Here is a 22,558-nt window from a genome sequence, read left to right as displayed (position 1 = left end):
CGGTGAGGATGGGGAACCGAAGTCTCGCGCTGCTATGACTACCGCAAGGTTTGCCAACAGATGATCGAACATGGGCATTTCGGGCCCTCGTCAATCACCGGCACGCGACGTCCGATCGCTTGTTGCGGATGCCCCAACCACTCTGCGACAGAAGAATGATAGCCCCGCGATTTCCCGCGTTACTTAGTAAATCCTCGTAGTATCGACGGGGATTTTTCCGACTTTCGGCCGTGCCCCGACGTGCGCGAACACGACCGGAAGCTGGCAGCAAAGCCGCACGCGTGGGAGAGGCGAGCAAAAATGAGAGCGCCAGAAGTCGCAGTGATCTCGTGCAGGGGGCCAACTGCGCTGATCTCGCAAGGTTTCTGAGGCTCTGCAAGAGAACCGCTGTCAGAGCGGAGCAGGTGCGGCCAGCAAAGCAGGCGCAGCATCAGCCAAAATCTGAGGCGCCCTCGACGTGAACTGGCTTCGCCTCAGAGGCCTTTTGTCCTCAGGTCCGCGGGGATCTCGGCAATGGCTTGATCGAGTGTCTCAAGGCATCGGGCAACGTCTGCCAGGCTGAAGACCAGAGGTGGGCGGATCTTGATGATGTTACCGAACGGGCCTGTCGACGAGACGAGGACGCCAAGCGATTTCAGCCGTTCACGAACCCAACGTGCGGCGAGCTTTGCCGGCGCCTTCGTTGCGTGGTCGGTCACCAGTTCGACGCCGATGAACAATCCTCGACCGTGAATGTGGCCGATGATGCCATGCCGGCTCATCAGCGCTTCCAGACCCTGTTTCAGCGCTGCCCCGCTTCTGGCGGCATTGGCCTGCAGGTTCTCTCCGATCAGGACATCGAGGCAGGCGTTGCCCACCACGGCTGATACCGTGTTGCCACCGAAGGTGTTGAAGTACCCCGTCCGCTTCTGCAGCAATTCTGCGATCTCGCGCCTGGTCACAAGGGCAGCGATCGGATGACCATTGCCCATCGGTTTGCCCATGGTAACGATGTCGGGTTCAACGCCGAAGGCTTCAAAACCCCACATATGCGTTCCTGAGCGGGCAAAGCCCATCTGAACTTCGTCGGCGATCGTGAGTGCCCCGGCTGTTCTGGCTGCCGCATAGGCGCGCGGCAGGTAATCCGGGGGCGGTACAAGCGCGCCATTGGCGTCGAAGATCGAGTCGATCATCAAGCCGGCCATGCCGTGAGAGCGGCGATCCAGCCGTTCGGCCGCCTGCTCTACGTGATCGGCATATCTGGCGCCGGCATCGGGTTGTCCGTCCCGGTAGATGCCTCTGTAGAGATTGGGGGGCGATACTGTTTCGACCCAGCCGGGTTTGTGCTGTGGATCGTAATCGATGAGCGAGAGGGGCGAGACGGTCGTCGTGTTGCCGTGATAGCTGTTCTCGGTGACGACGATCCCGTCCTTGCCGGTCGCGATCCGTGAGAGTTGGACAGCGAGGTCGTTTGCTTCCGATCCGGAGCAGACGAAGAACCAGGTGTCGAGGTTATCCGGTAATGTGGCGCCCAGCCGTTCCCCCAGCCTTACGATCTCGGTGTGCAAATAGCGGGAGTTGGTGTTGAGGGTGCTTGCCTGACGTGCCAGGGCATCGACGACGTACGGATGGCAATGGCCCAGGTTGGCTACGTTGTTATAGCAGTCGAGATATTCCTTGCCGGAGGCGTCAAACAGCTTGCTGCCCTTACCGCGAACAATTTCGAGGGGTTCGTTGTAAAATGTGTAGGTCTTGCCCAGCACTGCTTCGCGCCGCTTCAGCAGGCCCGTCGTCGGCGTAAACGCCGTGGTGCCCCGCTTGCTGACATCGGGCACCACTGACGGCATCATCCCCTGAAGGAATTCTTCGTTTGGCAGCGCGTGCAGTTTCAGCAAAACGTCGACATACATCGACTGCAGTTCATCGAGCTTAGAGCCGGGCGCGCCGTCCTGAGCCGCTTGATGCGCGACGAGGCCAACCTGCAAGAGAAGGCGCGCCATCACGAGTGGCTTGAGGACCTCGAGTTCCTCGGTCTCCAACGGCATCTGGCGCTGGAAGCCACGGACAAGGCAACCGGCTGCATAGACGGGATCAGCTGACCAATGGATGAGGGAGGCGATCGTCACACTCAGATCCTGGACCACAGGTGCGAAGATCATGTCGCCGAAATCGATGATTCCATCAATTCTGAAGGAGGGATCGAGGCTGACGAGGACGTTGGATTCGTGAAAATCGTGATAGACGACCTGTGCCCGAAGGCGCGGCAGCTGCTCTGACAGCACAATTCTCAGGTCGCTCAAAATGGACTGGAGTACCGGACTGACCTCTGCCGGCATTGTCGCTTTCAGGGTGTCCGTGAACAGCAGTCCGTTCGCAAGGTCCCAAGGCATGACCTCGGGAGCGCCGTCGCCACGAAAGCCCTGCATTGCTCGCGCCAAGCGGCCACTCATCTCGCCCAGTGCCATCAGTTCTTCGGCGCCAAGAACCGTGCCGGTGGCCCTTACAACTTCAAGGAGGGTGCTGCCTGCAACAAACGTCAGGATCCGGAGAGCATAACTGCGCCCCTCTGCATCGGTGATGCTGGAGATCGCCTTGGCGGACAATGTGTGCTTCACGCGTGGCGCCGGTATCTCAGGATCGATCCGTTCGATATGCTGAAGAGCATTGATCTGGAACATCAGGCTTTCCAGAGGTTCAGTCTGGGCTGCAATCTTCACCACGAAGCGATTACCATCGGCTGTCGTCAGCCGAAAATTCTGTTCGCGCTCGCCGCCAAGACGCTTCCACTCTCCGGTCAGGCCGTAGACTTCTTCAACGCGTTGAGCGATCCGCTCGACAGGCAGGTCTGGTGCCGAAATGCTGCCGAGCAGAATCTCGGTCTCCTCTGCGTTCGGAACACGGAGCATCATTGATCAAAGTTCCCTTCATGAAAGACCAGATTGGACCATCTGCTACACCAGGGCATGGTGGTCAGCGGTACATCATCGGTCAGCACCGGTCAGTCTTCTCACGGCTCGCGGATGGTGCACATTAGGATTGGCCCGAGTTTACTTCGGACAATGCCAAACATTCACTGAGCCAGGGGGCGAGGTCAGGCTGGCAGCGTGCCTGTCGATGCCTGACCCGAAGGCTGCGGACGATCCGAACCTTCCCGAATGGTTCTGCTGATGATGTCGATGAAGGTTTTCACCGTCGGACGGCTTTTCCAGTCTTCGAGCGTCGCCAGCTGGAACTTGGCCTTGTAGGAGAAGAGGCTGGGGCGGATCAGTCTCAGCCGCCCTGCCTTGACGAATTGCGAGGCGAAGTGATCGGGCAGATAACCCAGATAGGCACCAGACAGAATGAGGAAGGCTTCGGCTTCCATGTTGGAGACAGTCGCATGTGGCGTGGCGATGGCGAAGATCTTGATGTCGCGCGTTGCCCAATAGCTCCGACCGATGATCCGATACGTCCGCACGAGGTCGATCCCGATCCCATCATCCGGCATCGAAAACAGCGGGTGACTTGAGCCGCAGTAAAAATTCTGCTGCTCATCGTAAAGATCGATGTAGGAAAGCCCGAGGGCCATGCGGGGAAAACTTCCGACCGCGAGGTCCAGCTTTCGCGCGACCACATCCCTCAGAAGCTCGCCGGGGGATCGCGTCTCGATGAGGAGATGCAATGACGGTGCCACCTCCGAAAGTGCCGCGAAAGTTGACGCGATCGGAGAGGTTGGATCCGTGATCATGTTATCGACAAGACCTATGGACAGGCTGCCGCTGAGGTTGGATTTGAGGCCCGACACCTTTCGCCTGAACTGATCGATCGAACCGAACAAACGCTGGCATTCGTCGAAGACGAGCCGCCCGCTTTCGGTCAGCTCAAATCCTCCTCTTCCTCTCTTACACAGGGTGAGGCCCATGCGGTGCTCAAGCGATGATATCTTCTCGGAGATGGTCGAGAGGGACAGGTTGAGCTCTGCCTGTGCGGCCGAAAGGCCGCCTGACTCGACCACCTTGATGAAGATGCGGATGAGGCGGATGTCCATATTGTCAACGGAGATGAGATTGCGCCCCGTGTTCCCGTTTTTTGGCATCGCTGCACCCCTTATCATGCCGGCAACAGTGCCCGCACCGTTGTCCCCACCGCCGAAACTACGGAGAGTGTGGATGTATCGCAAGAGAACCGCTGGCGGTCCGTGGGGCCAGCCGCCGGCGCCCACTGGGAGACGCGGGCAATTGAAGCTGAAAGTTTGCGCCCAACCAAATGTACACGTCTTCCGGCTACTGCGGTCATGCGATATGGGCGGAGGCTACGCCGCCCGTGTCACGTGCTTGACCGCTCGATAGGCGTTCAGACCCCACGGCCCGAGCTCACGACCGATCCCGCTGGCCTTGAAGCCGCCCCAGGCGCTGTTCGGTGAGATCAACTGAAGGGAATTCACCCATACGTGGCCGGCATCGATCTGAGATGCAACCGCGTTGGCCTGCACAAGGTCTGTGCCGACAATTGTCGCGGCCAGTCCGTAGTCGGTGTCGTTTGCGATCGTGACCGCCTGTTTGGTGGTGGCAAAGGAAGTGAGCGCCAATACCGGGCCGAAGATCTCCTCGCGCCAGATGGGGTGGTCCATCGGCACGTCTCGGTAGATGGTCGGTTCGACGAAAAAGCCACTCCTATTGCGCAAAACACTGCCGCCCGTCAGGCAATCCAGTCCGCTTGCACCGGCGGTATCGAAGGTTGCTGCGACCTTGTTGAATTGTGGGGAAGTGGTCAAAGGACCCATCTCAGCTTCCGGCTGATCATGTCCTCCGATGACGATCGACCTTGCCTTAGCGACGAGTGCGTCGGTGAACCGGTCAGCGACGCGCTTTGACACCAGCAGGCGAGATGTTGCTGAGCACATTTGTCCGCAGTTGTAGAAGATCCCCGCTGCCGCGATATCGACGGCCTGAGAGATATCGGCGTCCTCCAGGATAATGATCGGCGACTTTCCGCCGAGCTCGAGCGAAATGGGAACAACGCGCGAGGCTGCCGCAGCCATGACCCGAGCACCGGTCGCATTCGATCCGGTGAAAGAGATTTTGCGGAAGCGGCCGTTGGCGGAGAGGGCCGCGCCAATCTCGCCGGCTCCGGGGACAATGTTCAGCACGCCTGCGGGCAGACCGGCCTCCAATGCGATATCCCCATAAACCAGTTCGGCCAATGTGGTGAACTCAGAGGGCTTGAACACCACTGTGCAGCCGGCGGCCAAAGCGGGTGCCAGTTTCCACGCGGTCGTCACCAGCGGAAAGTTCCAGGCGACAATCAGGGCCACCGGCCCCAAGGGTTCAAAATAGGTGGCACCGGCCAGTCCCTCCTGTCCCAAATCGACCGGGTTCGCCTGCGCGTCATCCAGTGTCTCGGCCAGCGAGGCGTAGTAGTCGAACGTCGCCGCCGCGTCGTCGACGTCGGTTTCTGCCTCGAAGCGGGGCTTGCCGTTGTTGAGGATCTGGAGGGCTGCAAGCTCTGGCTTGCGCTTGCGCAGGCCATCGGCGAAGCTCCTCAGGAACTGCGACCGGCTCTTTCCGTCACGTCGTCTCCAGGTGGTGAAAGCACCTGTTGCTGCTTCGGCAGCGTCAGACACCTGATCTATCGATGCAGGCTGGAATTCAGCAAACGGAGAAGCGGTCGAGGGATCGACTGCCAAGATTGCCGATTTTCCCTCCCCCTTGACCCATTGACCATTGATGAAGACCGCGTGCGGCCGGTCGAGCAATTGGGGGGAGATCTGGAGATATGACGGGCGGGGGAAGGTCTTGCTCACAGGGGCCATCCTTGGATTGCGACGATGTTGGTCGGTTGCGGCTTGGTGCGCCACGCATAGCTGGGACTTTTATCGCTGCTCAAAATGGAGGGTCTTTGAGAAACCCGCAGGCGCGATAAAGATGGGGATGGGCTATCAATTCTCGCAACGATGTTGATCATTCCGGCTTCCTCGTGCCGTCTCGTCGCCTCCCATACTCCTGGCAGGATATTCGCGTCCTGAAGGCGGCCGATACATCAGGATTCGATCGTTGCTCACTTCGAACAAATCGGAAGTATCGATCGGCCCATGGGCTCTATTGTCCGTATCAACGATGAGGAGAGATAAATGGCGGACGAAGCGCATCTGAAGGCACTCCGGGAAAAATACGGCAATGCGTCCGGCGGTGACATCTTCGATGCCCACTTCCGACGCGTAGCTGAAGCGCAGTTTACCGGTGGGGATAAAAGGAAGTGGCCGTTTGCGGGTATTCCAACGCTTCTCGATGCGCCTGCCATGCCAGATGCCGCTGCACGCGACGATTTCGGCGGGCTGGATATCGCGCTTGTCGGCGTGCCGATGGATCTTGGGGTCACCAACCGCAACGGGTCCCGTTTTGGTCCCCGTGCAGTGCGCACGATTGAACGTGTTGGGCCATACGACCACGTACTGCGCGTGTCGCCGATGTCGCAGGCGAAGATCGCCGATATTGGCGATGTGCCGATGCAGAGCCGTTATGATCTCGGCCGCTGCCATCAAGATATCGAAGCCTTCTATCAGCGCCTCGTTGCGGCGGGTGTGCGGCCGCTGAGCGTTGGTGGCGATCATTCGATCTCCTCATCGATCCTGAAGGCCGTCGGCGCCAAGGAGCCGGTCAGCCTCATCCATATCGACGCGCATTGTGACACAGCCGGGCCTTACGAAGGCACGAAGTTCCAGCACGGCGGCCCGTTCCGCCTCGCGGTTCTCGACGGCGTCATCGACCCGAAGCGGACGATCCAGATCGGGATCCGTGGTCCTGCTGAATATCTTTGGGAATTCTCTTACGAGAGTGGCATGACCGTCGTTCATGCCGAGCAAGTTCGCGAAAGCAATATCGAGAACATCATTGCGCAGGCTCGTGCTCTCGTCGGCAATACGCCAACTTACATTTCCTTCGATATCGACAGCGTCGATCCAGGCTTTGCTCCAGGTACCGGCACACCAGAGGTCGGCGGTCTGGCACCTCGTGAAGTGCTGCAAATCCTGCGAGGCCTGGCTGGCTTGAACATCATCGGCGGGGATGTCGTGGAAGTCGCTCCCCAATATGATCCCACCAGCAACACCGCCCAGATCGCGGCGCAAGTCCTGCATACGATCCTGTGCCTTATGGTCATGGCGCGATAGGTGACGATCCTGCGGCCTGGAACAACGTTGCCCGTCAAATGAGCGACCGGAGGGTGCCCATGAAGCCTGAACACAATTCCATCGACATGATCAGCGTCGGCGCCGGTCAGACCCTCGGTCTTCCCGTTTTGACCAAGGCCTGCGTGATCCGGGCCGATACGGGTCCCGCGATCGAGTTCAAGACAAGCGAGGGCCATGTCCGAGCCTATTTCCCGATCATCGGTGGCGAAGTGCGCGGCAATGGTTGGGCAGGGCGGGTCGTGTCGGGTGGCGCTGACTTTGCCATTGCTTTGCCTGATGGCTCTTATGCCATCGAAGCGCGGTACATGCTGGAAATGGATGACGGAACACCCGTCATGGTCACGAACATCGGCAAGATGGCCCCGCAGCCTGATGGCACCTACCATGGTAGAACGCGGGCGACCCTGGAGGTGCCTGAAGGCCCTCATGCCGCCTTGGGCAAAGCGGTTTATTTCGGAACTGCTTTAGCCGAAAAGGACGATCAGGATCACGTTTATATCGAGCTCTGGGAAGCGACAATCTGATGTAAATGCCATCTCAAACGAGCTGGACTGGAACTGACTGGCTTGTTTGCCAAGCTGCTAGTGACAACGCCAAGCCACAGTATTCCAATTCGCTGCCATCGCCTCGGTGTCGGCGAATAGTAATATACTCGTTTATCGGCGTGGAAATTTCATAATAGTCGGAGATTTCATAGAACACGTCAATTATTATATTTTTGATCCCCACCTCGACCTCGATAAATTCGAGGTCATTTTTTTATTTTGCCTGACTGTTATTCAGGGATTCATTCAGGGGTCCGGTGCCTTCTGAAATCTGTTCACTTGTCTGCATTCCAAATCCACGAGAATATCCCCAAATTCGCAATTTTACATCACAAGCCTTGTCGATATTAGCAAATTCTTATCACAGCGCATTCACAGTGAACGCGAGGATTGTTTGGCGGCCGGGTATCTGTTCTGCCTGAAGGGACAAGTTCTATGAGAAAGACACTCGCATTCAAGCTGCTCAGCGTCAGTGCCACCGCCATCTTGCTCTGTTTGGCATTAACATTCGTGGCCGTGATTCTTCAGGTGCGTGACCGGACAGTGGCAATGACGCTGGATCAGGCGCGGGCAGATGCCAAAGCGACCGCCTCGGGAGTTGCCTCGCAACTCAACAATTTGGCGGGTTCGGTGAAGGCGATGGCCTCCGTTGTCGAGCGAACCGATGTTACGCGAGCCCAGTTGACGGCGATGTTGCCGGCCCTCATCGAGAAATTCGATCTCGTCTTCGGATCTTGGATGCTTGAGGACCTGAATGGCTTCGACGGTTCGAAGTCCGAAGCGGATCCTGCGATCGGAACAAATGCCAATGGCGAATATACCCCGTACTGGACCCGTGGGGCGAACGGCCTTGAGCTTATCGTGCCCGATGTCATCAACCGCGAAGAAGCGTATTTCGCGTTGCCGGCGAGCAAACGCGTGGGGGTGGCTACGGAGCCCTATGTGGAGGCTGAAGCCGGCAACATGCTGATGATGAGCATTGTCTATCCCGTGATTACAAATGAGAAGCTGCGGGGCGTGCTCGGTGTTGATGTGGGGCTGGAAACGCTTGCTGCTTCGCTGAAGGACCAACGTCCATTTGGGAGCGGGCGCATCTATCTGCTGACCGCGCTGGGAAGCTGGCTCACTGCGCCGGATCAGGCGAGCGTCATGAAGCCTTACGAGTTCGAAGGCGATGCCGCGGCAAAGGCCGCCGCCCTCAAGGGCGAAACCGTTATCCTTGAAAACGTCATTGGCGCAGACCAGCAACCCGTCTTCCGCGTTGTCATGCCCTTTGACCTTCCCGGTCTCAACACTCGCTGGATGGTCGTCGAAGACGTGCCTGTGACGGTTGTTTCCAAGGTGGTCAACCAGCAGACGCTGATCCTGATCGCGGGTGGTCTGGTGATCATGGCGGCGGTCATCATCTCGCTGCTGATCGCCGTTCGTCTGTTCATCCAGAAGCCGATCGGATCACTGCTCAACGAAGTTGGTCGCCTGTCCGGGGGCGACTACGAACAACCAGTGGCCGGGCAGGAGCGCCAGGACGAAGTGGGCGCGCTTGCGACTTCGCTCGATGTGTTCCGCCACAAGCTCGCCGAGGGCCGCAGCCTCGAAACGGTGGCAGAACGTCAGCGTCTCGCCGCCGAGGAGCAGCGCAGTCAGACGGAAGCGGAGCGTCTCGGCGTTGCGGAAACCCAGCGCAAGGTTGTGATTGCACTGGGCAAGGGCCTGCAGCAGCTTGCCGACGGCAACCTGTCACACCGTATCACCGAGCCTTTCCCGGGCTCCTATGAAGAGCTGCGCGATCACTACAACTCCGCTGTTCAGAGCCTTGAAGAGACGGTCATCCGCCTCAACGTAACGGTCGATACCTTGAACGGTGGTACGCGCGAAATCAGCCGCAGCTCTGATGAACTGTCCAAGCGGACGGAGCAGCAGGCAGCAAGCCTCGAGGAAACCACGGCAGCACTCGGCGAAATCGCCGACAAGCTCAACGAAAGCGCCGGCAATGCACAGTTGGCGGCCGGCAAGGTGAAGACCGCCTGCACGGAGGCTGAACGATCCGGCGAGGTCGTTCGCAAGGCTATCGCGGCCATGGAGGGGATCGAAGACAGCTCGAGCAAGGTCAGCCAGATCATCGGCGTGATCGACGAGATTGCGTTCCAGACGAATTTGCTGGCTCTGAATGCCGGGGTCGAGGCTGCCCGCGCTGGCGAAGCCGGCAAGGGTTTTGCCGTGGTCGCGCAGGAGGTGCGGGAGCTCGCGCAGCGCTCTGCCCAAGCTGCTCGCGAAATCAAGGCGCTCATTTCCGCCTCGAACGAGCAGGTCGGTCAGGGTGTGACCCTCGTCGCAGAAACCGGCGGTGCCCTCGACAGGATTGCCGAACAGGTTCAGGCGATCGATTCTCTCATGCAGCAGATTTCACGGGCGACCGGCGAACAGGCCTCGGGTCTGCGGGAAATCAACATGGCTGTAAACCATATGGATCAGGCAACGCAGCAAAACGCGGCGATGGTCGAAGAAACGACGGCTGCTTCCGCCGTGCTGAATGGCGAAGCCAACACGCTGAGCCAGATGATCTCCCGGTTCGTCGTCGGGCGGTCCAAGGCCTGGGAGGACCGCAAGTCAGCGTGACAGACAAGGTTTCAACAAGGATTGTGGGAGGATTGCACCGGCGCAAGCCGCGCCGGGCTCATCGCAGACACGATCATTCTTTTGAGTCGTCACTGTCAATCGCTCCGATTTTCTGCAAGGCTTTGGAGCGGACGCGCCAAGAGTTCGAAAATGATGCCAAACTGCAAGTGGTTGGTTTCAGCGCTCTAGGTACGGGCTTTATTCAAGTCTCCGTGCAATCTGGCCATTTCAGACCAGTCCCATTGGTAATTTTCTGATATGGCGATCTGAACGCTCTCTCAGCGTAACCTGCGAAATGCTTTTGTACTTTGTCTTCACTGTCGATCTCCCCTGACGCAACTAGCGGCATGAAGTCTTTCCTCGCAGCCGCGATGAACTGCTGCTTCATGACATCAATCGCATCCATCGAAGCCATGATCTTGGCGGTATGGCCGTGGACTTCAAGGCTCGCCGGCTGATGGCCAGGCGACTTGCCGATGACGGTCTGGATGATATCACACCCGCTCGGCATCAGCCGGCGCTTGGTTGCATCGTCAGCGTCGTTGCGCGCGAGGAAGATCAGCTTGCGGATGGCAATCTCGATGCTTCCCGGCTTTGAACTGCGCCTTCAGCTTCTCGATCTTCCGGGAAAAATCGCTATCTGGCCTCTGCGCCCGGCGCGAGGGACTTGAGCCGCGCTTCGGAATTCTGTGCCTCGTTGAGCTTCTTCGCCAGCCAATCGACAAAAACCCGCACCTTGTTGCTCAAGTGGCGTGTCTGTGGGTAGACGATGTAGAGGGGGACGGGATCGCGTGGCCAGTCGGGCAAGATTTCGACGAGTTCGCCGCGATCCACATAATCCCGGACGGTGAAGGCGATCGCCTGGGCGACGCCGATGCCGGCAACGGCTGCGGCCATGTAGCTCCTGAATTCATTCACCGAGATCACATAATCCAGCCTGACTTCGACCTCCTCGTCTCCTTTGCGAAACTGCAGCGGGAAGACGCGGCCTTCATAGGCTTTCATGTAGCCGACGCCGAAGTGCCCGTTTTCGAGATCGCGCGGGTGGCGGGGGATCCCCATCCGCTCGAGATAGATCGGCGAGGCATAGGTCCGCAGTTCGAGGTCTGCCACTTTCCGTGCCACAAGCGACTGGTCCGTCGGAGTGCCCGCCCGCAAGGCGCAGTCGATATTCTCGGCGACGTAGTCAACGATCCGGTCGCCAATATCGAATTCGAGCTGGATCTTCGGATAGCGCGTGTGGAAGTCGCACAGGGCCGGCATGATGAAACGATCGGCAAAGGCACCGGAGAGAGCAACTCTGACCTTGCCTGATGGCTGTGCCTGCGAGCTGGAGAGACTTCCATCGAGCTCGTCCAGCTCCGATAGGATACGCGCAGCGCGTTCGTAGTAGAGCGCGCCATCGGTCGTCACCACCACCTTGCGGGTGGTCCGGTTCAAGAGCTTGGTCGCCAGATGCGCCTCCAGAGCCTGAACCGCAGTGGTGACGGTGGTCTTCGGCATCTTGAGCGAGTGGGCCGCCTTGGAAAAGTTGCCGGTCTCCACCACTCTCGTGAACACCCGCATGGCCGATAGCTGATCCATAAATTGCGCCTTAGCTTCAACAAGAGGGTTATTATTCAAAATATCGGAACAGAGCTCTCAGATTTGCAAGGCTTGTGCCGCTTCAATGGATAATAATATAAAGACCCAACAAGCGGAAGCTGAATTCAGCAGATGACCACGGAACAGCATGAGCAAGGAATGGAAGAGCGGAGAGGACGGAGAGATAGGGTTTCCCGTGCCGTTCCGCGTCTATGACGGGACTGGCAAAGGAAAGCGCCGGCCGCTCGTTTTGTACTTTTCCGGCAATGCGTTCGGTGCAGCTCCACCTCGTCTGGGTGATGCACCGGCCGCAGCGGCCATGGCAGAAGCCGGCGCCCTGGTCGTGGAAGCCGATTTTGGCGGGCCGACGCGCAACCTGTTTCCAGGGGCGCTCGAAAAGGCTTTCGAGGCGTTGAAGCATCTGTTCGCCAAGCGCAAGCGCTTCGCCAACCTGCATTCTCCAGTCTTGGTTGCCGGCGATGAGGCGGGCGGGAACCTCGCTGCGAGCCTCGCTCTGAAGGCGCGTGATGCCATGCCGGGAGAGCTTGCGGGGCAGGTTCTTCTGTCTCCCATGCTCGATCCGCGCATGGTGACAGTGTCCTTTCGCAAGGCCGATGCGATCGGGCTTCAACAGCGCTGGTCGGACGGCTGGGACCATTACCTGACCCAGGCGAGCGACGGCCAGCATCCCTATGCCGCCCCGTGTCTGTGCACGCGGCTGATGGGAGCGGCTCCGGCCCTAGTCGTGACGTCGGATGACGATCCGCTGCGCGACGAGGCCCTGGATTATGCGGCACGTCTGCAGTCGTCAGGCGTGTCCGTGAAGACCAGAATATTGCCCGACCATCTCGGATGGACAGGGCTTTATCATGGTCGAGACGGCGAATGGCATTCGCAAGTCTCGACCGAATTTTCGCAGTTCCTGCAGGAACTGCCGCACTGACGGCGGGCTCCCAACCCGCTTCCACCACATAGCGGTTCTAGGCGAACCGAAGGAGACGATCATGACCGCAAGGATCAGGAACGCGGCCCTATGGGGTTCCGCGATGGCGACAGCTTTGGCAATTGCCGGCGTCGTCTATTTCGAACCAACCTGGGATGCGCACGCTGCATCGACGGAAACCGCATCCGCACCACCGGCCGTGCCAGTCACGGTCGCGACAGTCCAACCTCGACCGGTGCAGGTCTGGCGTGAAGTCTCCGGCCGCTTCGAGGCCGTCGATCGTGTCGAAATCCGCTCGCGCGTCGCAGGCGCGATCCAGGCCGTCCATTTCCGCGAGGGCGGCCATGTCGGCCAGGGTGACCTGCTCTTCTCGATTGATCCGGAGCCCTATCGCGCCGTGGTCGACCAGGCACGCGGCGCGGTGGCATCCGCCGAAGCTCGGCTGGTGCTTGCTGAGACGGAACTCGAACGCGGCAACGCGCTGCTTGAACGCAACACGATTTCTCAAAGCGAAGTGGCCCAGCGCAAGAGCACGAAAGCTTCGACCGAAGCCGAGCTGCAGTCTGCCAAGGCGGCCTTGAAGCTTGCCGAACTCGATCTCGCCTATACCGAAATCCGTGCGCCGATTGCAGGTCGCATCGGCACCTTGGATGTCACCGTCGGCAATCTGGTTGCCGCCGGCCCCTCTTCGCCCTCCCTGGTGACGCTGGTCTCGGTCGACCCGATCTATGCAAGCTTCACGATCGCCGAAGACCATCTGCGCGATGTCCTTTCGACCCTGCCGGCCAATGATGCAGGCCTGCTGCTTGAGCAGATCCCGGTCGAAGTCGAGGCGGCTCCGGGAAGCCCTCCCATTCCCGGTCGGCTGCAGCTGATCAACAACGAGATTGACGCAGCGACGGGGACGATCCGCGTGCGCGCCGTCTTCGACAATCCTGATGGCCGCCTCATTCCCGGACAGTTTGCGCGCATCCGGCTCGGCCAGGCGAAGGCACAAGACCGCATGACAATCTCCGAACGCGCTGTTGGGACCGATCAGGACAAGAAATTCGTCTTCGTCGTCGCCCCGGACAATACGGTCAGCTATCGGCAGGTCGAGCTTGGCGCTGCGGTTGATGGCCAACGGATTGTGGAAACCGGCCTCGAGGCCGGCGACCGGATCGTGGTGAGCGGCCTGCAGCGCATTCGCCCGGGCGCGGTGGTCGCGCCGCAGGAACAGACAGCGCTCAAGAACTGATCAGCCAGGTGGCGAACGAATAGCTTTGATATCTTCGTCAGAGCGCTTCGCCACCACCCAACACCTTGATCGAAATTTGCCCCTCCCGTGATGCCGATCGCGGGATCGCTCCCCCTTTGTCCGCCTTATGGGTCCTCAGATGAATTTCTCCCGCTTTTTCGTCGATCGGCCGGTCTTCGCCGGCGTGCTTTCGATCCTCATTCTCGTCGCCGGCCTCATCGGTCTGCGCGCACTTCCGATCTCCGAATATCCGGAGGTCGTGCCGCCATCCGTGGTGGTCCGTGCGGTCTATCCAGGCGCCAACCCCACCGTTATCGCCCAAACCGTGGCGACGCCGCTCGAAGAGCAGATCAATGGCGTGGAGGACATGCTCTACATGTCGAGCCAGGCCACGTCCGACGGCGTGCTCACCCTGACCGTCACCTTCCGTCTCGGGACCGATCCGGACAAGGCGCAGCAGCTCGTTCAAAACCGCGTTGCGCAGGCCGAGCCACGGCTGCCGGCTGAAGTGCGGGCGCTTGGCGTGACGACGGTGAAGAGTTCGCCTGACCTGATGATGGTAGTGCATCTTGTCTCCACCGGTGATCGCTATGACCTGACTTATCTGCGCAATTATGCCACGCTCAACATCAAGGACCGCCTGGCACGCATCGAAGGCGTGGGCCAGGTCCAGATCTTCGGCGCTGGCGACTATTCGATGCGCATCTGGCTCGACCCGCAAAAGGTGGCCGAGCACGGGCTGGCGGCCAGCGACATCACGAACGCCATTGCCCAGCAGAACGTCCAGGCGGCCGCCGGCACGATCGGCGCTTCGCCCTCGCCACAAGGGGTCGACCTTCAGCTGAACATCAATGCGCGCGGTCGCCTTCAGTCGCCGGAAGAATTCGGTGCGATCGTGGTCAAGGCGGGCCCGAACGGCGAGATCACCCGTCTTGCCGATGTCGCGCGCATCGAGCTCGGGGCCGCAGAATACTCACTCCGCTCGCTTCTCGACGGCGAACCGGCCGTCGCCATTCCGATCTTTCAGGCTCCGGGCTCCAACGCGATCGCCATTTCGGATGCCGTACAGCAGACCATGGCCGACCTGCAGCAGGCCATGCCGGAAGGTGTTCGCTTCGAGATCGTCTATGACACCACCGAATTCGTTCGTGCCTCGATCGACAAGGTCGTCGACACCCTTCTCGAGGCGATTGCCCTTGTCGTGCTCGTCGTGATCCTCTTCCTCCAGACCTGGCGTGCCTCGATCATTCCGCTGATCGCCGTCCCGGTCTCTATCATCGGCACGTTTGCGGTCATGTACGCGTTCGGCTTTTCCATCAATGCGCTGACGCTGTTCGGTCTCGTGCTGGCGATCGGCATCGTGGTCGATGACGCGATCGTCGTGGTCGAAAACGTCGAGCGCAACATCGAAAACGGTCTCTCGCCGCGCGAGGCTACCTATCGCGCGATGAAGGAAGTCTCCGGGCCGATCATCGCCATCGCTCTGGTACTCGTCGCGGTCTTCGTACCGCTTGCCTTCATCACCGGTCTCTCGGGACAGTTCTATCGTCAATTTGCCCTGACGATCGCCATTTCGACTGTCATCTCGGCGATCAACTCTCTCACGCTTTCGCCGGCGCTCGCGGCCCTGCTCCTGAAGGACCACCACGCACCGAAGGATCGGCTGACCCGCGTGATGGACAGCCTGCTTGGCTGGTTCTTCCGCGGCTTCAACCGGGCCTTTGGCGCGGCCTCAAACGGCTACGGAAAGACGGTCGGTGGACTGCTCGGCCGCAAGAGCCTGGTGATGGTGATCTATCTCGCGCTGGTCGCCGCCACCTATGGCATGTTCACCAGCGTGCCCGGCGGCTTCGTTCCGGCCCAGGACAAGCAGTACCTCATCGGCTTTGCGCAACTGCCTGACGGGGCAACACTTGACCGCACGGAAGAGGTCATCCGTCGGATGAGCGACATCGCGCTCGAGGAACCGGGCGTGAAGAACGCGCTCGCCTTCCCGGGCCTGTCGATCAACGGCTTCACCATCGGCTCGAATGCCGGCATCGTCTTTGCGGTGCTCGACGATTTCGACGAGCGCAAGGATCCGTCCTTGTCGGGTGGGGCCATCGCCATGGCGCTCAATCAGAAGTTCGCTGCCATCGACGGCGCCTTCATCGCCATGTTCCCGCCGCCGCCCGTCAATGGTCTCGGTTCCACCGGCGGCTTCAAGCTGCAGATCGAGGATCGCGCCGGCTTTGGCTATCAGACGCTGGACGAGACGACCAAGGCGGTTCTTGCCAAGGCTTACCAGACGCCGGAACTTGCCGGCATATTCTCGAGCTTCCAGATCAACGTGCCGCAGCTCTTTGCCGATCTCGACCGGGTGAAGGCGCAGCAGCTCGGCGTGTCGGTGACGGACGTCTTCCAGACCCTGCAGATCTATCTGGGTTCGCTCTACGTCAACGACTTCAACGCGTTCGGTCGCACCTACAGTGTGCGCGTTCAGGCGGATGCGCAATATCGCGCCCAGCCGGAAGACATCGGTCAGTTGAGGGTGCGTTCGGCAAGCGGCGAGATGATCCCGCTCTCGGCCCTGCTCAAGGTCGAGACCTCGACCGGCCCGGAACGCACGACACGCTACAACGGCTTCCTCGCTGCGGACATCAATGGTGGCCCAGCACCCGGCTTTTCCTCGGGGCAGGCGCAGGCGGCGATGGAGAAGATCCTCAAGGAAACCATGCCGGCCGGCATTGATTTCGAATGGACGGATCTGACCTATCAGCAGATCCTGGCGGGCAATTCGAGTATCGTCGTGTTCCCGCTTGCCCTGCTGCTCGTCTATCTCGTTCTGGCCGCGCAGTATGAAAGCCTGACCCTGCCGCTCTCGATCATCATGATCGTGCCCATGGGCGTGCTCGCCGCATTGGTCGGTGTCTGGTACACGGGCGGAGACAACAACATCTTCACCCAGATCGGGCTTGTCGTGCTGGTGGGGCTTTCGGCGAAGAACGCGATCTTGATCGTCGAATTTGCGCGCGAACTCGAGTTCGAGGGCCGCACGCCGTTTCAGGCCGCAGTCGAAGCCAGCCGCCTGCGCCTTCGGCCGATCCTGATGACGTCGATGGCCTTCATCATGGGCGTCATCCCGCTCGTCGTTTCGACCGGCGCGGGGGCGGAGATGCGCTCCGCCATGGGCGTCGCCGTGTTCTCCGGCATGATCGGCGTCACCCTGTTCGGCATCTTCATGACGCCGGTCTTCTACCTCCTGGCCCGGTTGCTTGCCGGAAACCGGCCGCTGCGCCAGCATGGAAACGAAGACATCGCGCAAATGACCGCGGCCGAATGAGGCTCTCGCCCGAGGTTTAGGTCCGGCCCTGCAGCACAGTGAGCGCAGGGCCGGACTGTCCATCAAGGAGACGGACGGATGAAGCGTTCACGGTTTACTGAAGAGTAGATCATCGGGATATTGAAGGAACAGGAGGTGGGCGCGCAGACGGTTGATGTCTGCCGCAAGCACGGCATCTCGGATGCAACCTTCCACAAATAGAAGGCGAAGTATGGCGGCATGGACGTGTCGGATGCCCGCAAGCTGAAGGCGCTCGAGGACGAGAATGCCAAACAGAAGAAGCTACTCGTCGAGGCCATGCTGGACAATGCGATCCTGAAGGATGCCGTTGCAAAAAATGGTGACGCCCGATGTGAAGCGGAATGCGGTGGCGGACTCTGTGCGCAGCGTGGAGTGAGCCAGCGTTGGGCGTGCGAGGTTCTATCGTCTGATCGGTCGAGCATGCGATATCGCCGTGTGCGGCCTGACGATGCGGTCATTCGGGAGGCGATGAAGAAGGTGGCATCCGAGCGGTGGCGCTTCGATTATCCATTGGCCGTCAGGTGATTGCAAAGCAATCACCATCAGGCGGCGCATCCACGTCATGCCCGACCGACAGGGGATCGTCATGAACCTGAAGAAGCTTCGACGTCTCTATCGGTAGGAGACGCTGACGGTGCGCAAGCGTGTGGCAGAAAGCGGGCCTTGGGAACGAGGCGTCCTCTGGCTCTGCCCTCACGCCCCAATGAGCGCTGGAGCCTGGGCTTCGTCAGCGCGCCCTCACCGTTTGCCGTCGCTTCCAGTCGGACCGGATGTTGTCAACGACCGAACGACTGCGGGCAGGCTTCAGATTTCGTTCGATAGAACATTCCTGAAACATGGTCTTGTCCGGCGACGATCCGCCTCAGCTTTGCATTCTTCTCCTCAAGCTGGCGCATCCGCTTCATCTGGGAGGCATCGGACCTGAATTCTTCTTGTGCCGATTGCAGGAGGTTGCATCAGAAATGCCCGCTTTCCCGCGGACCTGGCCAACCCGTGAGCTGTCCACCCCCTGCTTCAGAACGAACCCGATCAGCGCTGCATTGGCTCCATCAGATTTCACTCTCTTCCGCAGGAACTATGAATGGACAATGCAAGTCGGGACGAATTTCTTGGGGGTATGTCAGACAAGCGCGCACTGATTTTTCCATCAAAGATTTGTTAGTGGCAGATTGCATTCCTATGAAAATAAAGGCATCTTTTCTGCACAAAGATAACAACTAGGAGCTTTTTGTGCTCGTCATCGTTGCCGACGATCTCACCGGCGCACTGGATACGGCCGCGCCTTTCGCGGCGCGTGGACTTCACACGGAAGTTGCCCTGAAACTCGGTGCTGTCGCTGATGCCCTGGCTTTGTCACCGGATGTCCTTTCGATCAACTTGGCGAGCCGTGAGAAGTCTCCGCAGGAGGCCTTCCAGTCGATGCGGCAGGTTATCGAGCATCTTCCTGCGCGCGTTCGTTTGTTCAAGAAGATCGATTCTCGGCTGAAGGGTCACATTTCCGCTGAACTGGAGGCAATTTCCTATCGGCGTGCCTTGGTCGCCCCTGCTATTCCTGCATTCGAACGGATCGTTCGCAACGGATCGATCGAGGGCTTCGGCGTTGCCGCTCCGATCCCGATTGCGGACATGCTGGGGCACCATGCGGCCCGCGCGCTCATTCCCGATACGGTGGACGATGATGACCTGGTCAGGGCGTTGTATGTGGCGGAGGCCAGCGATGTCGATCTTCTGGTTGGAGCGAGGGGGCTTGCCGAGGCACTCGCATCCCGCATGACGGGGCGGGCCGATGCGGAGCTGATCGCTCCGCCTGTGGGAGCTGCACTCTTCGTCATTGGCTCGCATGATCGGATTACAAACGAACAGGTCGAGCAATTGCGGCGTCTCGATATGGTCGGCTACAATCCCGCTCCAAACGGTGTCGTGGCGCCTTCTGCGCAAAATTCGGCCCCTGCGGTCCTTGTACAGGCGACCAAGGGTGAAGCGCAGATCTCATCCGAGACGGTCTCGGAAAACCTCGCGCTGAGCGTCCATCCGCGCTTGACGAGCAAGGCGGGAACCGTGCTCCTGTGTGGCGGGGCGACGGCCGAAGTTGTTCTGGATCATATGGGCATCGACTGTTTCCGTCTGGAGGGCGAATGCATGCCGGGTCTGGGGCTGGCTCATGCCAAAGGCCAGTGTATCATCGCCAAGTCCGGTGGATTCGGGCAGCCGGACACCTTGGTGAAGCTCGCCGAAAAACTGCATGGGGGCAGGCGCTGACAATGGGACTGCAGAGCGGAACAGCGCGCAAGAGCCTTGCGGATCTGGTTTTCGAGCGCATGCATCGGGCGATCAAGTCGGGGTCTTACCAGCCGGATGAGCGGCTGCCGACCGAACATGATCTGGCAATCGAGTTCGAAGTGTCGCGTCCCATTATCCGTGAAGCCCTGCGCCGGCTGCGGGAGCAGGGTTTCATCTACTCGCGGCGTGGTGCCGGCAGCTTCGTGCGGTCTGTCGGCATGAAACAGCCTCTCGGCTTCGGGCAGTTGGAGAATGTCGCGGACCTTCTCAACTGCTACGAGTTTCGCCTGACGCTTGAGCCGGCTGCGGCAGAAGCGGCTGCCATGCGCCATACGCCGGCCGCACTCCTAGCGATCCGTGAGGCTCTCGAACTCATGCGAGACGCGACCAATCGCCAGGCGCATCGGGAGGATGCGGATTTCCAGTTCCATCTCGCCATCGCACGGGCCGCCAACAACACGTACTTCTCGACCGCTATGGAGGCCCTAAAGGACCATATTGCCGTCGGCATGCGTTTCCACGGCGTCTCGGTCAAGCGTGACACGGCCGGGTTGTCGCGGGTGTTTGCCGAGCACGAAGCGATTGCGACGGCGATTGTGGCAGGGGAAGGCGCGCGGGCCAAAGAACTCATGCATGCCCATCTGACCGGTTCGCGTGCACGGCTCTTCCAGACGAGTGCCTCACTTACAGCTTCGCTGGAAGGTTGAGTTTCTGCCGCCAGGCAGGCCAAATCCGGAAAGAAGAAGGGGCCGACAGGCCCCTAATCATTTCATTGCGATGCCGACGGCTCAATAAGCCGCTCGATAGATCGCCAGCACGTCCTCGACTGCCATGTCGGCGGGATTGTTGTCCATGAGACGCCGATTGGCATGCGCTTCCGCTGCATATGCTGCCAGAGCGTCTTCTTTCGCGCCATGACGGGAAAGCTGCATCTCGATATCGAGATCGGTGCAGAAACGGCAAGCGTTTTCGAGCAGAGCCCCTGCCGAACTCGTGCCGAAGCCGAGTGCCTCGGCGACTTCGGCTGTCTTGTCCGGAACCACCGGCTGGTTGAAGGCGAGCACATGGGGGAAGACGATGGCATTGGCCAGACCATGGGGCAGACCAAGACGGGTGCCGAGGGGGTAGGCGATCGCGTGGCCTGCCGCGGTGTTGACCGGGCCGAGGCAGATGCCCCCATAGTAGGATGCGAGCATCATGCCTTCGCGGGCTTCCGTGTCCGAGCCATCCCTGACCGCGCGGGCGAGATATTTGCCGACCAGGCGGAAACCCATGCGGGCAAAGCCGTCGATCATCGGATGGGCGCGCTTGTTGGTGAAGGCCTCGACGCAGTGGGCCATGGCATCGACGCCCGTGGCAGCCGTGACCGCCGGCGGGACAGTGAAGGTCAACTGCGGATCGAGGACTGCTATATCGGCGATCATGTGGGGGCTTTCCACCGCGATTTTGGCGCCCTTCACCGGATCGGTGATCAGCGAGCGGATGCCGGCTTCGGACCCGGTGCCTGCCGTGGTTGCGACCTGCACGAGCCGGGTTTTGCGTCCGGCCACCTTGTTGGGGCCCGCGACGTCGGCGAGTGTCTGTTCGCTGTCCCAGAGAACCGCCACGAGTTTTGCGACGTCGAGCACGGAGCCACCGCCGAGGCCTATGACCACCTCCGGCTTGACCCGACGCGCCGCGGCAAGCGCCGCCTCAAGGGTCGCCACATCGGGCTCACCCGGGATTGCGTCGAAGATTTCGATCTTGGCCGGCAGCTTCAGCCGGTCAACGAAACCTGCTGTGATGGGTGTGGCGATGACAAGTGCTGATTTTGCGTCGGATACGAGGCCGCCGACCTCGCCGATTGTACCGGCGCCGACGAGCAGTCGGCGCGGCTGGTGAAGGGTGATGGATGCAGTCATCGTTGTCATCCTTGATTGGTTTTTCCAGCGACCAGCCTGCGGGCATAGGCGATGGCGGAATTCATGTTGCCGTGATTGGCGATGCCCTTGCCGGCGATATCGAAGGCTGTGCCATGGTCGACCGAAGTCCGGTCGATCGGCAGTTCTACCGAGACGTTGACGGCCGTGTCGAAAGCGACCAGCTTGATCGGGATGTGGCCCTGATCGTGATACTGGGCCACGACGAGATCGAAGGCGCCGGAATAGGCGCGGTAGAACACCGTGTCGGCGGAGATCGGACCCTGGACATCAATGCCCTCAGCCCGCGCCGCGGCGACGGCCGGCGCGATCTGGTTGTCATCTTCCGTGCCGAAGAGGCCGTTTTCGCCGCAGTGCGGATTGACGCCTGCCACCGCGATGCGCGGTTTGTCATAACCGATGCGCTTCAGGTGATCATGGCCCGCCTTGATCGTTGCCAGAACACGCTCCGTCGTGGCGCGCTGGATGGCTTCCTGCAGAGAGACATGGGTGGAGACATGAATGACTTTCAATCGCTCTGAAGCGAGCAGCATATAGGCCGCCTTCGAGCCCGTCAGGCTTCGCAGCATGCCGGTATGGCCATCGTAATGATGGCCGGCGAGGTTGAGCGCTTCCTTGTTGATCGGAGCGGTGACGATGCAGTCGATCTTGCCGGCCTCGGCGTCGCGCACGGCTTTCTCGATGAAGCGAAAGGCAGCATCACCCGCGACCGGGCTCAGCGTTCCCCAGGGCAGGGGTGCGCCTTCAACCTCGATGTCGACGACATGAGGCGAAAGGTCCAGATCAAGCCCAAGTGCGGTGCGGGCGGCTTCGAGTGTCGCCAAGTTACCGTAGATCCGCGTGGCAGCGCGATCCGGTGCCGACATTTCTGCCAGAGCGCGGACTGATATTTCGGGGCCGACGCCGCAGGGATCGCCCATGGTGATGCCGATGATGCCGCTCAT

Annotated in this window: 15 protein-coding genes and 1 pseudogene; 10 read left to right on the top strand and 6 right to left on the bottom strand. The window is 60.1% G+C overall.

Annotated features, from left to right (window positions below; genetic code table 11):
• Positions 1-473 precede the first annotated feature (473 nt).
• The 3 genes from ACT53S_RS14055 to ACT53S_RS14045 form a co-directional block, all read right to left on the bottom strand.
• Complete coding sequence (locus ACT53S_RS14055; protein ID WP_476067440.1) at positions 474-2,888, bottom strand: aminotransferase class III-fold pyridoxal phosphate-dependent enzyme; 2,415 nt, start codon at positions 2,886-2,888, stop codon at positions 474-476.
• A 182-nt stretch (positions 2,889-3,070) separates the two neighbouring features.
• Positions 3,071-4,054: a LysR family transcriptional regulator gene (locus ACT53S_RS14050; protein ID WP_210244120.1), complete on the bottom strand. Its 984-nt coding sequence runs from the start codon at positions 4,052-4,054 to the stop codon at positions 3,071-3,073.
• 216 nt (positions 4,055-4,270) lie between these two features.
• Positions 4,271-5,761 (bottom strand): aldehyde dehydrogenase family protein, encoded by a 1,491-nt coding sequence (locus tag ACT53S_RS14045; protein ID WP_476067439.1) that lies wholly within the window; start codon positions 5,759-5,761, stop codon positions 4,271-4,273.
• A gap of 327 nt (positions 5,762-6,088) precedes the next feature.
• On the opposite strand from ACT53S_RS14045, the gene speB reads away from it, so the two are divergent.
• The 4 genes from speB to ACT53S_RS14025 all read left to right on the top strand — a co-directional run bounded on the left by speB (position 6,089) and on the right by ACT53S_RS14025 (position 10,906).
• Positions 6,089-7,126 carry an agmatinase gene (speB, locus tag ACT53S_RS14040; RefSeq protein WP_476067438.1) on the top strand — a complete coding sequence of 346 codons (1,038 nt, stop codon included), beginning with the start codon at positions 6,089-6,091 and terminating at the stop codon, positions 7,124-7,126.
• 59 nt (positions 7,127-7,185) lie between these two features.
• Positions 7,186-7,671 (top strand): DUF3237 domain-containing protein, encoded by a 486-nt coding sequence (locus ACT53S_RS14035; RefSeq protein ID WP_476067437.1) that lies wholly within the window; start codon positions 7,186-7,188, stop codon positions 7,669-7,671.
• A gap of 456 nt (positions 7,672-8,127) precedes the next feature.
• Positions 8,128-10,308, top strand: coding sequence for a methyl-accepting chemotaxis protein (locus ACT53S_RS14030; RefSeq protein ID WP_476067436.1), 2,181 nt, complete (start codon positions 8,128-8,130; stop codon positions 10,306-10,308).
• A 427-nt stretch (positions 10,309-10,735) separates the two neighbouring features.
• Entirely contained in the window at positions 10,736-10,906 is a 171-nt protein-coding gene (locus ACT53S_RS14025) for a hypothetical protein (RefSeq protein WP_476067435.1), read from the top strand.
• 38 nt (positions 10,907-10,944) lie between these two features.
• On the opposite strand, the gene ACT53S_RS14020 is transcribed toward ACT53S_RS14025, so the two are convergent.
• A complete protein-coding gene (locus tag ACT53S_RS14020; RefSeq protein ID WP_476067434.1) occupies positions 10,945-11,892 on the bottom strand; it encodes a LysR family transcriptional regulator in 948 nt (315 codons plus the stop codon).
• Positions 11,893-12,040: 148 nt separating this feature from the next.
• On the opposite strand from ACT53S_RS14020, the gene ACT53S_RS14015 reads away from it, so the two are divergent.
• The 6 genes and pseudogenes from ACT53S_RS14015 (at position 12,041) to ACT53S_RS13990 (ending at position 20,402) form a co-directional block, all read left to right on the top strand.
• Positions 12,041-12,835 carry an alpha/beta hydrolase fold domain-containing protein gene (locus tag ACT53S_RS14015; RefSeq protein WP_476067433.1) on the top strand — a complete coding sequence of 265 codons (795 nt, stop codon included), beginning with the start codon at positions 12,041-12,043 and terminating at the stop codon, positions 12,833-12,835.
• A 61-nt stretch (positions 12,836-12,896) separates the two neighbouring features.
• Positions 12,897-14,072 carry an efflux RND transporter periplasmic adaptor subunit gene (locus tag ACT53S_RS14010; RefSeq protein ID WP_476067432.1) on the top strand — a complete coding sequence of 392 codons (1,176 nt, stop codon included), beginning with the start codon at positions 12,897-12,899 and terminating at the stop codon, positions 14,070-14,072.
• A 139-nt stretch (positions 14,073-14,211) separates the two neighbouring features.
• Positions 14,212-17,394, top strand: a complete 3,183-nt coding sequence (locus ACT53S_RS14005) for an efflux RND transporter permease subunit (RefSeq protein WP_476067431.1) — start codon at positions 14,212-14,214, stop codon at positions 17,392-17,394.
• 108 nt (positions 17,395-17,502) lie between these two features.
• Positions 17,503-18,147 (top strand): annotated as a pseudogene (locus ACT53S_RS14000) (transposase); the annotation flags it as partial.
• A gap of 498 nt (positions 18,148-18,645) precedes the next feature.
• Positions 18,646-19,674, top strand: a complete 1,029-nt coding sequence (locus ACT53S_RS13995; protein ID WP_476067430.1) for a four-carbon acid sugar kinase family protein — start codon at positions 18,646-18,648, stop codon at positions 19,672-19,674.
• 2 nt (positions 19,675-19,676) lie between these two features.
• Entirely contained in the window at positions 19,677-20,402 is a 726-nt protein-coding gene (locus ACT53S_RS13990; RefSeq protein WP_142071114.1) for a FadR/GntR family transcriptional regulator, read from the top strand.
• 81 nt (positions 20,403-20,483) lie between these two features.
• Here the strand turns inward: ACT53S_RS13990 and ACT53S_RS13985 are convergent, their stop codons facing one another.
• Together ACT53S_RS13985 and pdxA are read right to left on the bottom strand one after the other, a co-directional pair.
• Positions 20,484-21,605, bottom strand: coding sequence for an iron-containing alcohol dehydrogenase (locus ACT53S_RS13985; RefSeq protein WP_113378704.1), 1,122 nt, complete (start codon positions 21,603-21,605; stop codon positions 20,484-20,486).
• Entirely contained in the window at positions 21,602-22,558 is a 957-nt protein-coding gene (pdxA, locus tag ACT53S_RS13980) for a 4-hydroxythreonine-4-phosphate dehydrogenase PdxA (protein ID WP_476067429.1), read from the bottom strand. Before pdxA ends, ACT53S_RS13985 begins: the two co-directional genes overlap by 4 nt.

This window comes from Allorhizobium sp. DMC15 (assembly GCF_056314065.1).
Note: the sequence above shows the minus strand (reverse complement) of the source record. Positions and strands in the feature narration are given on the sequence as shown.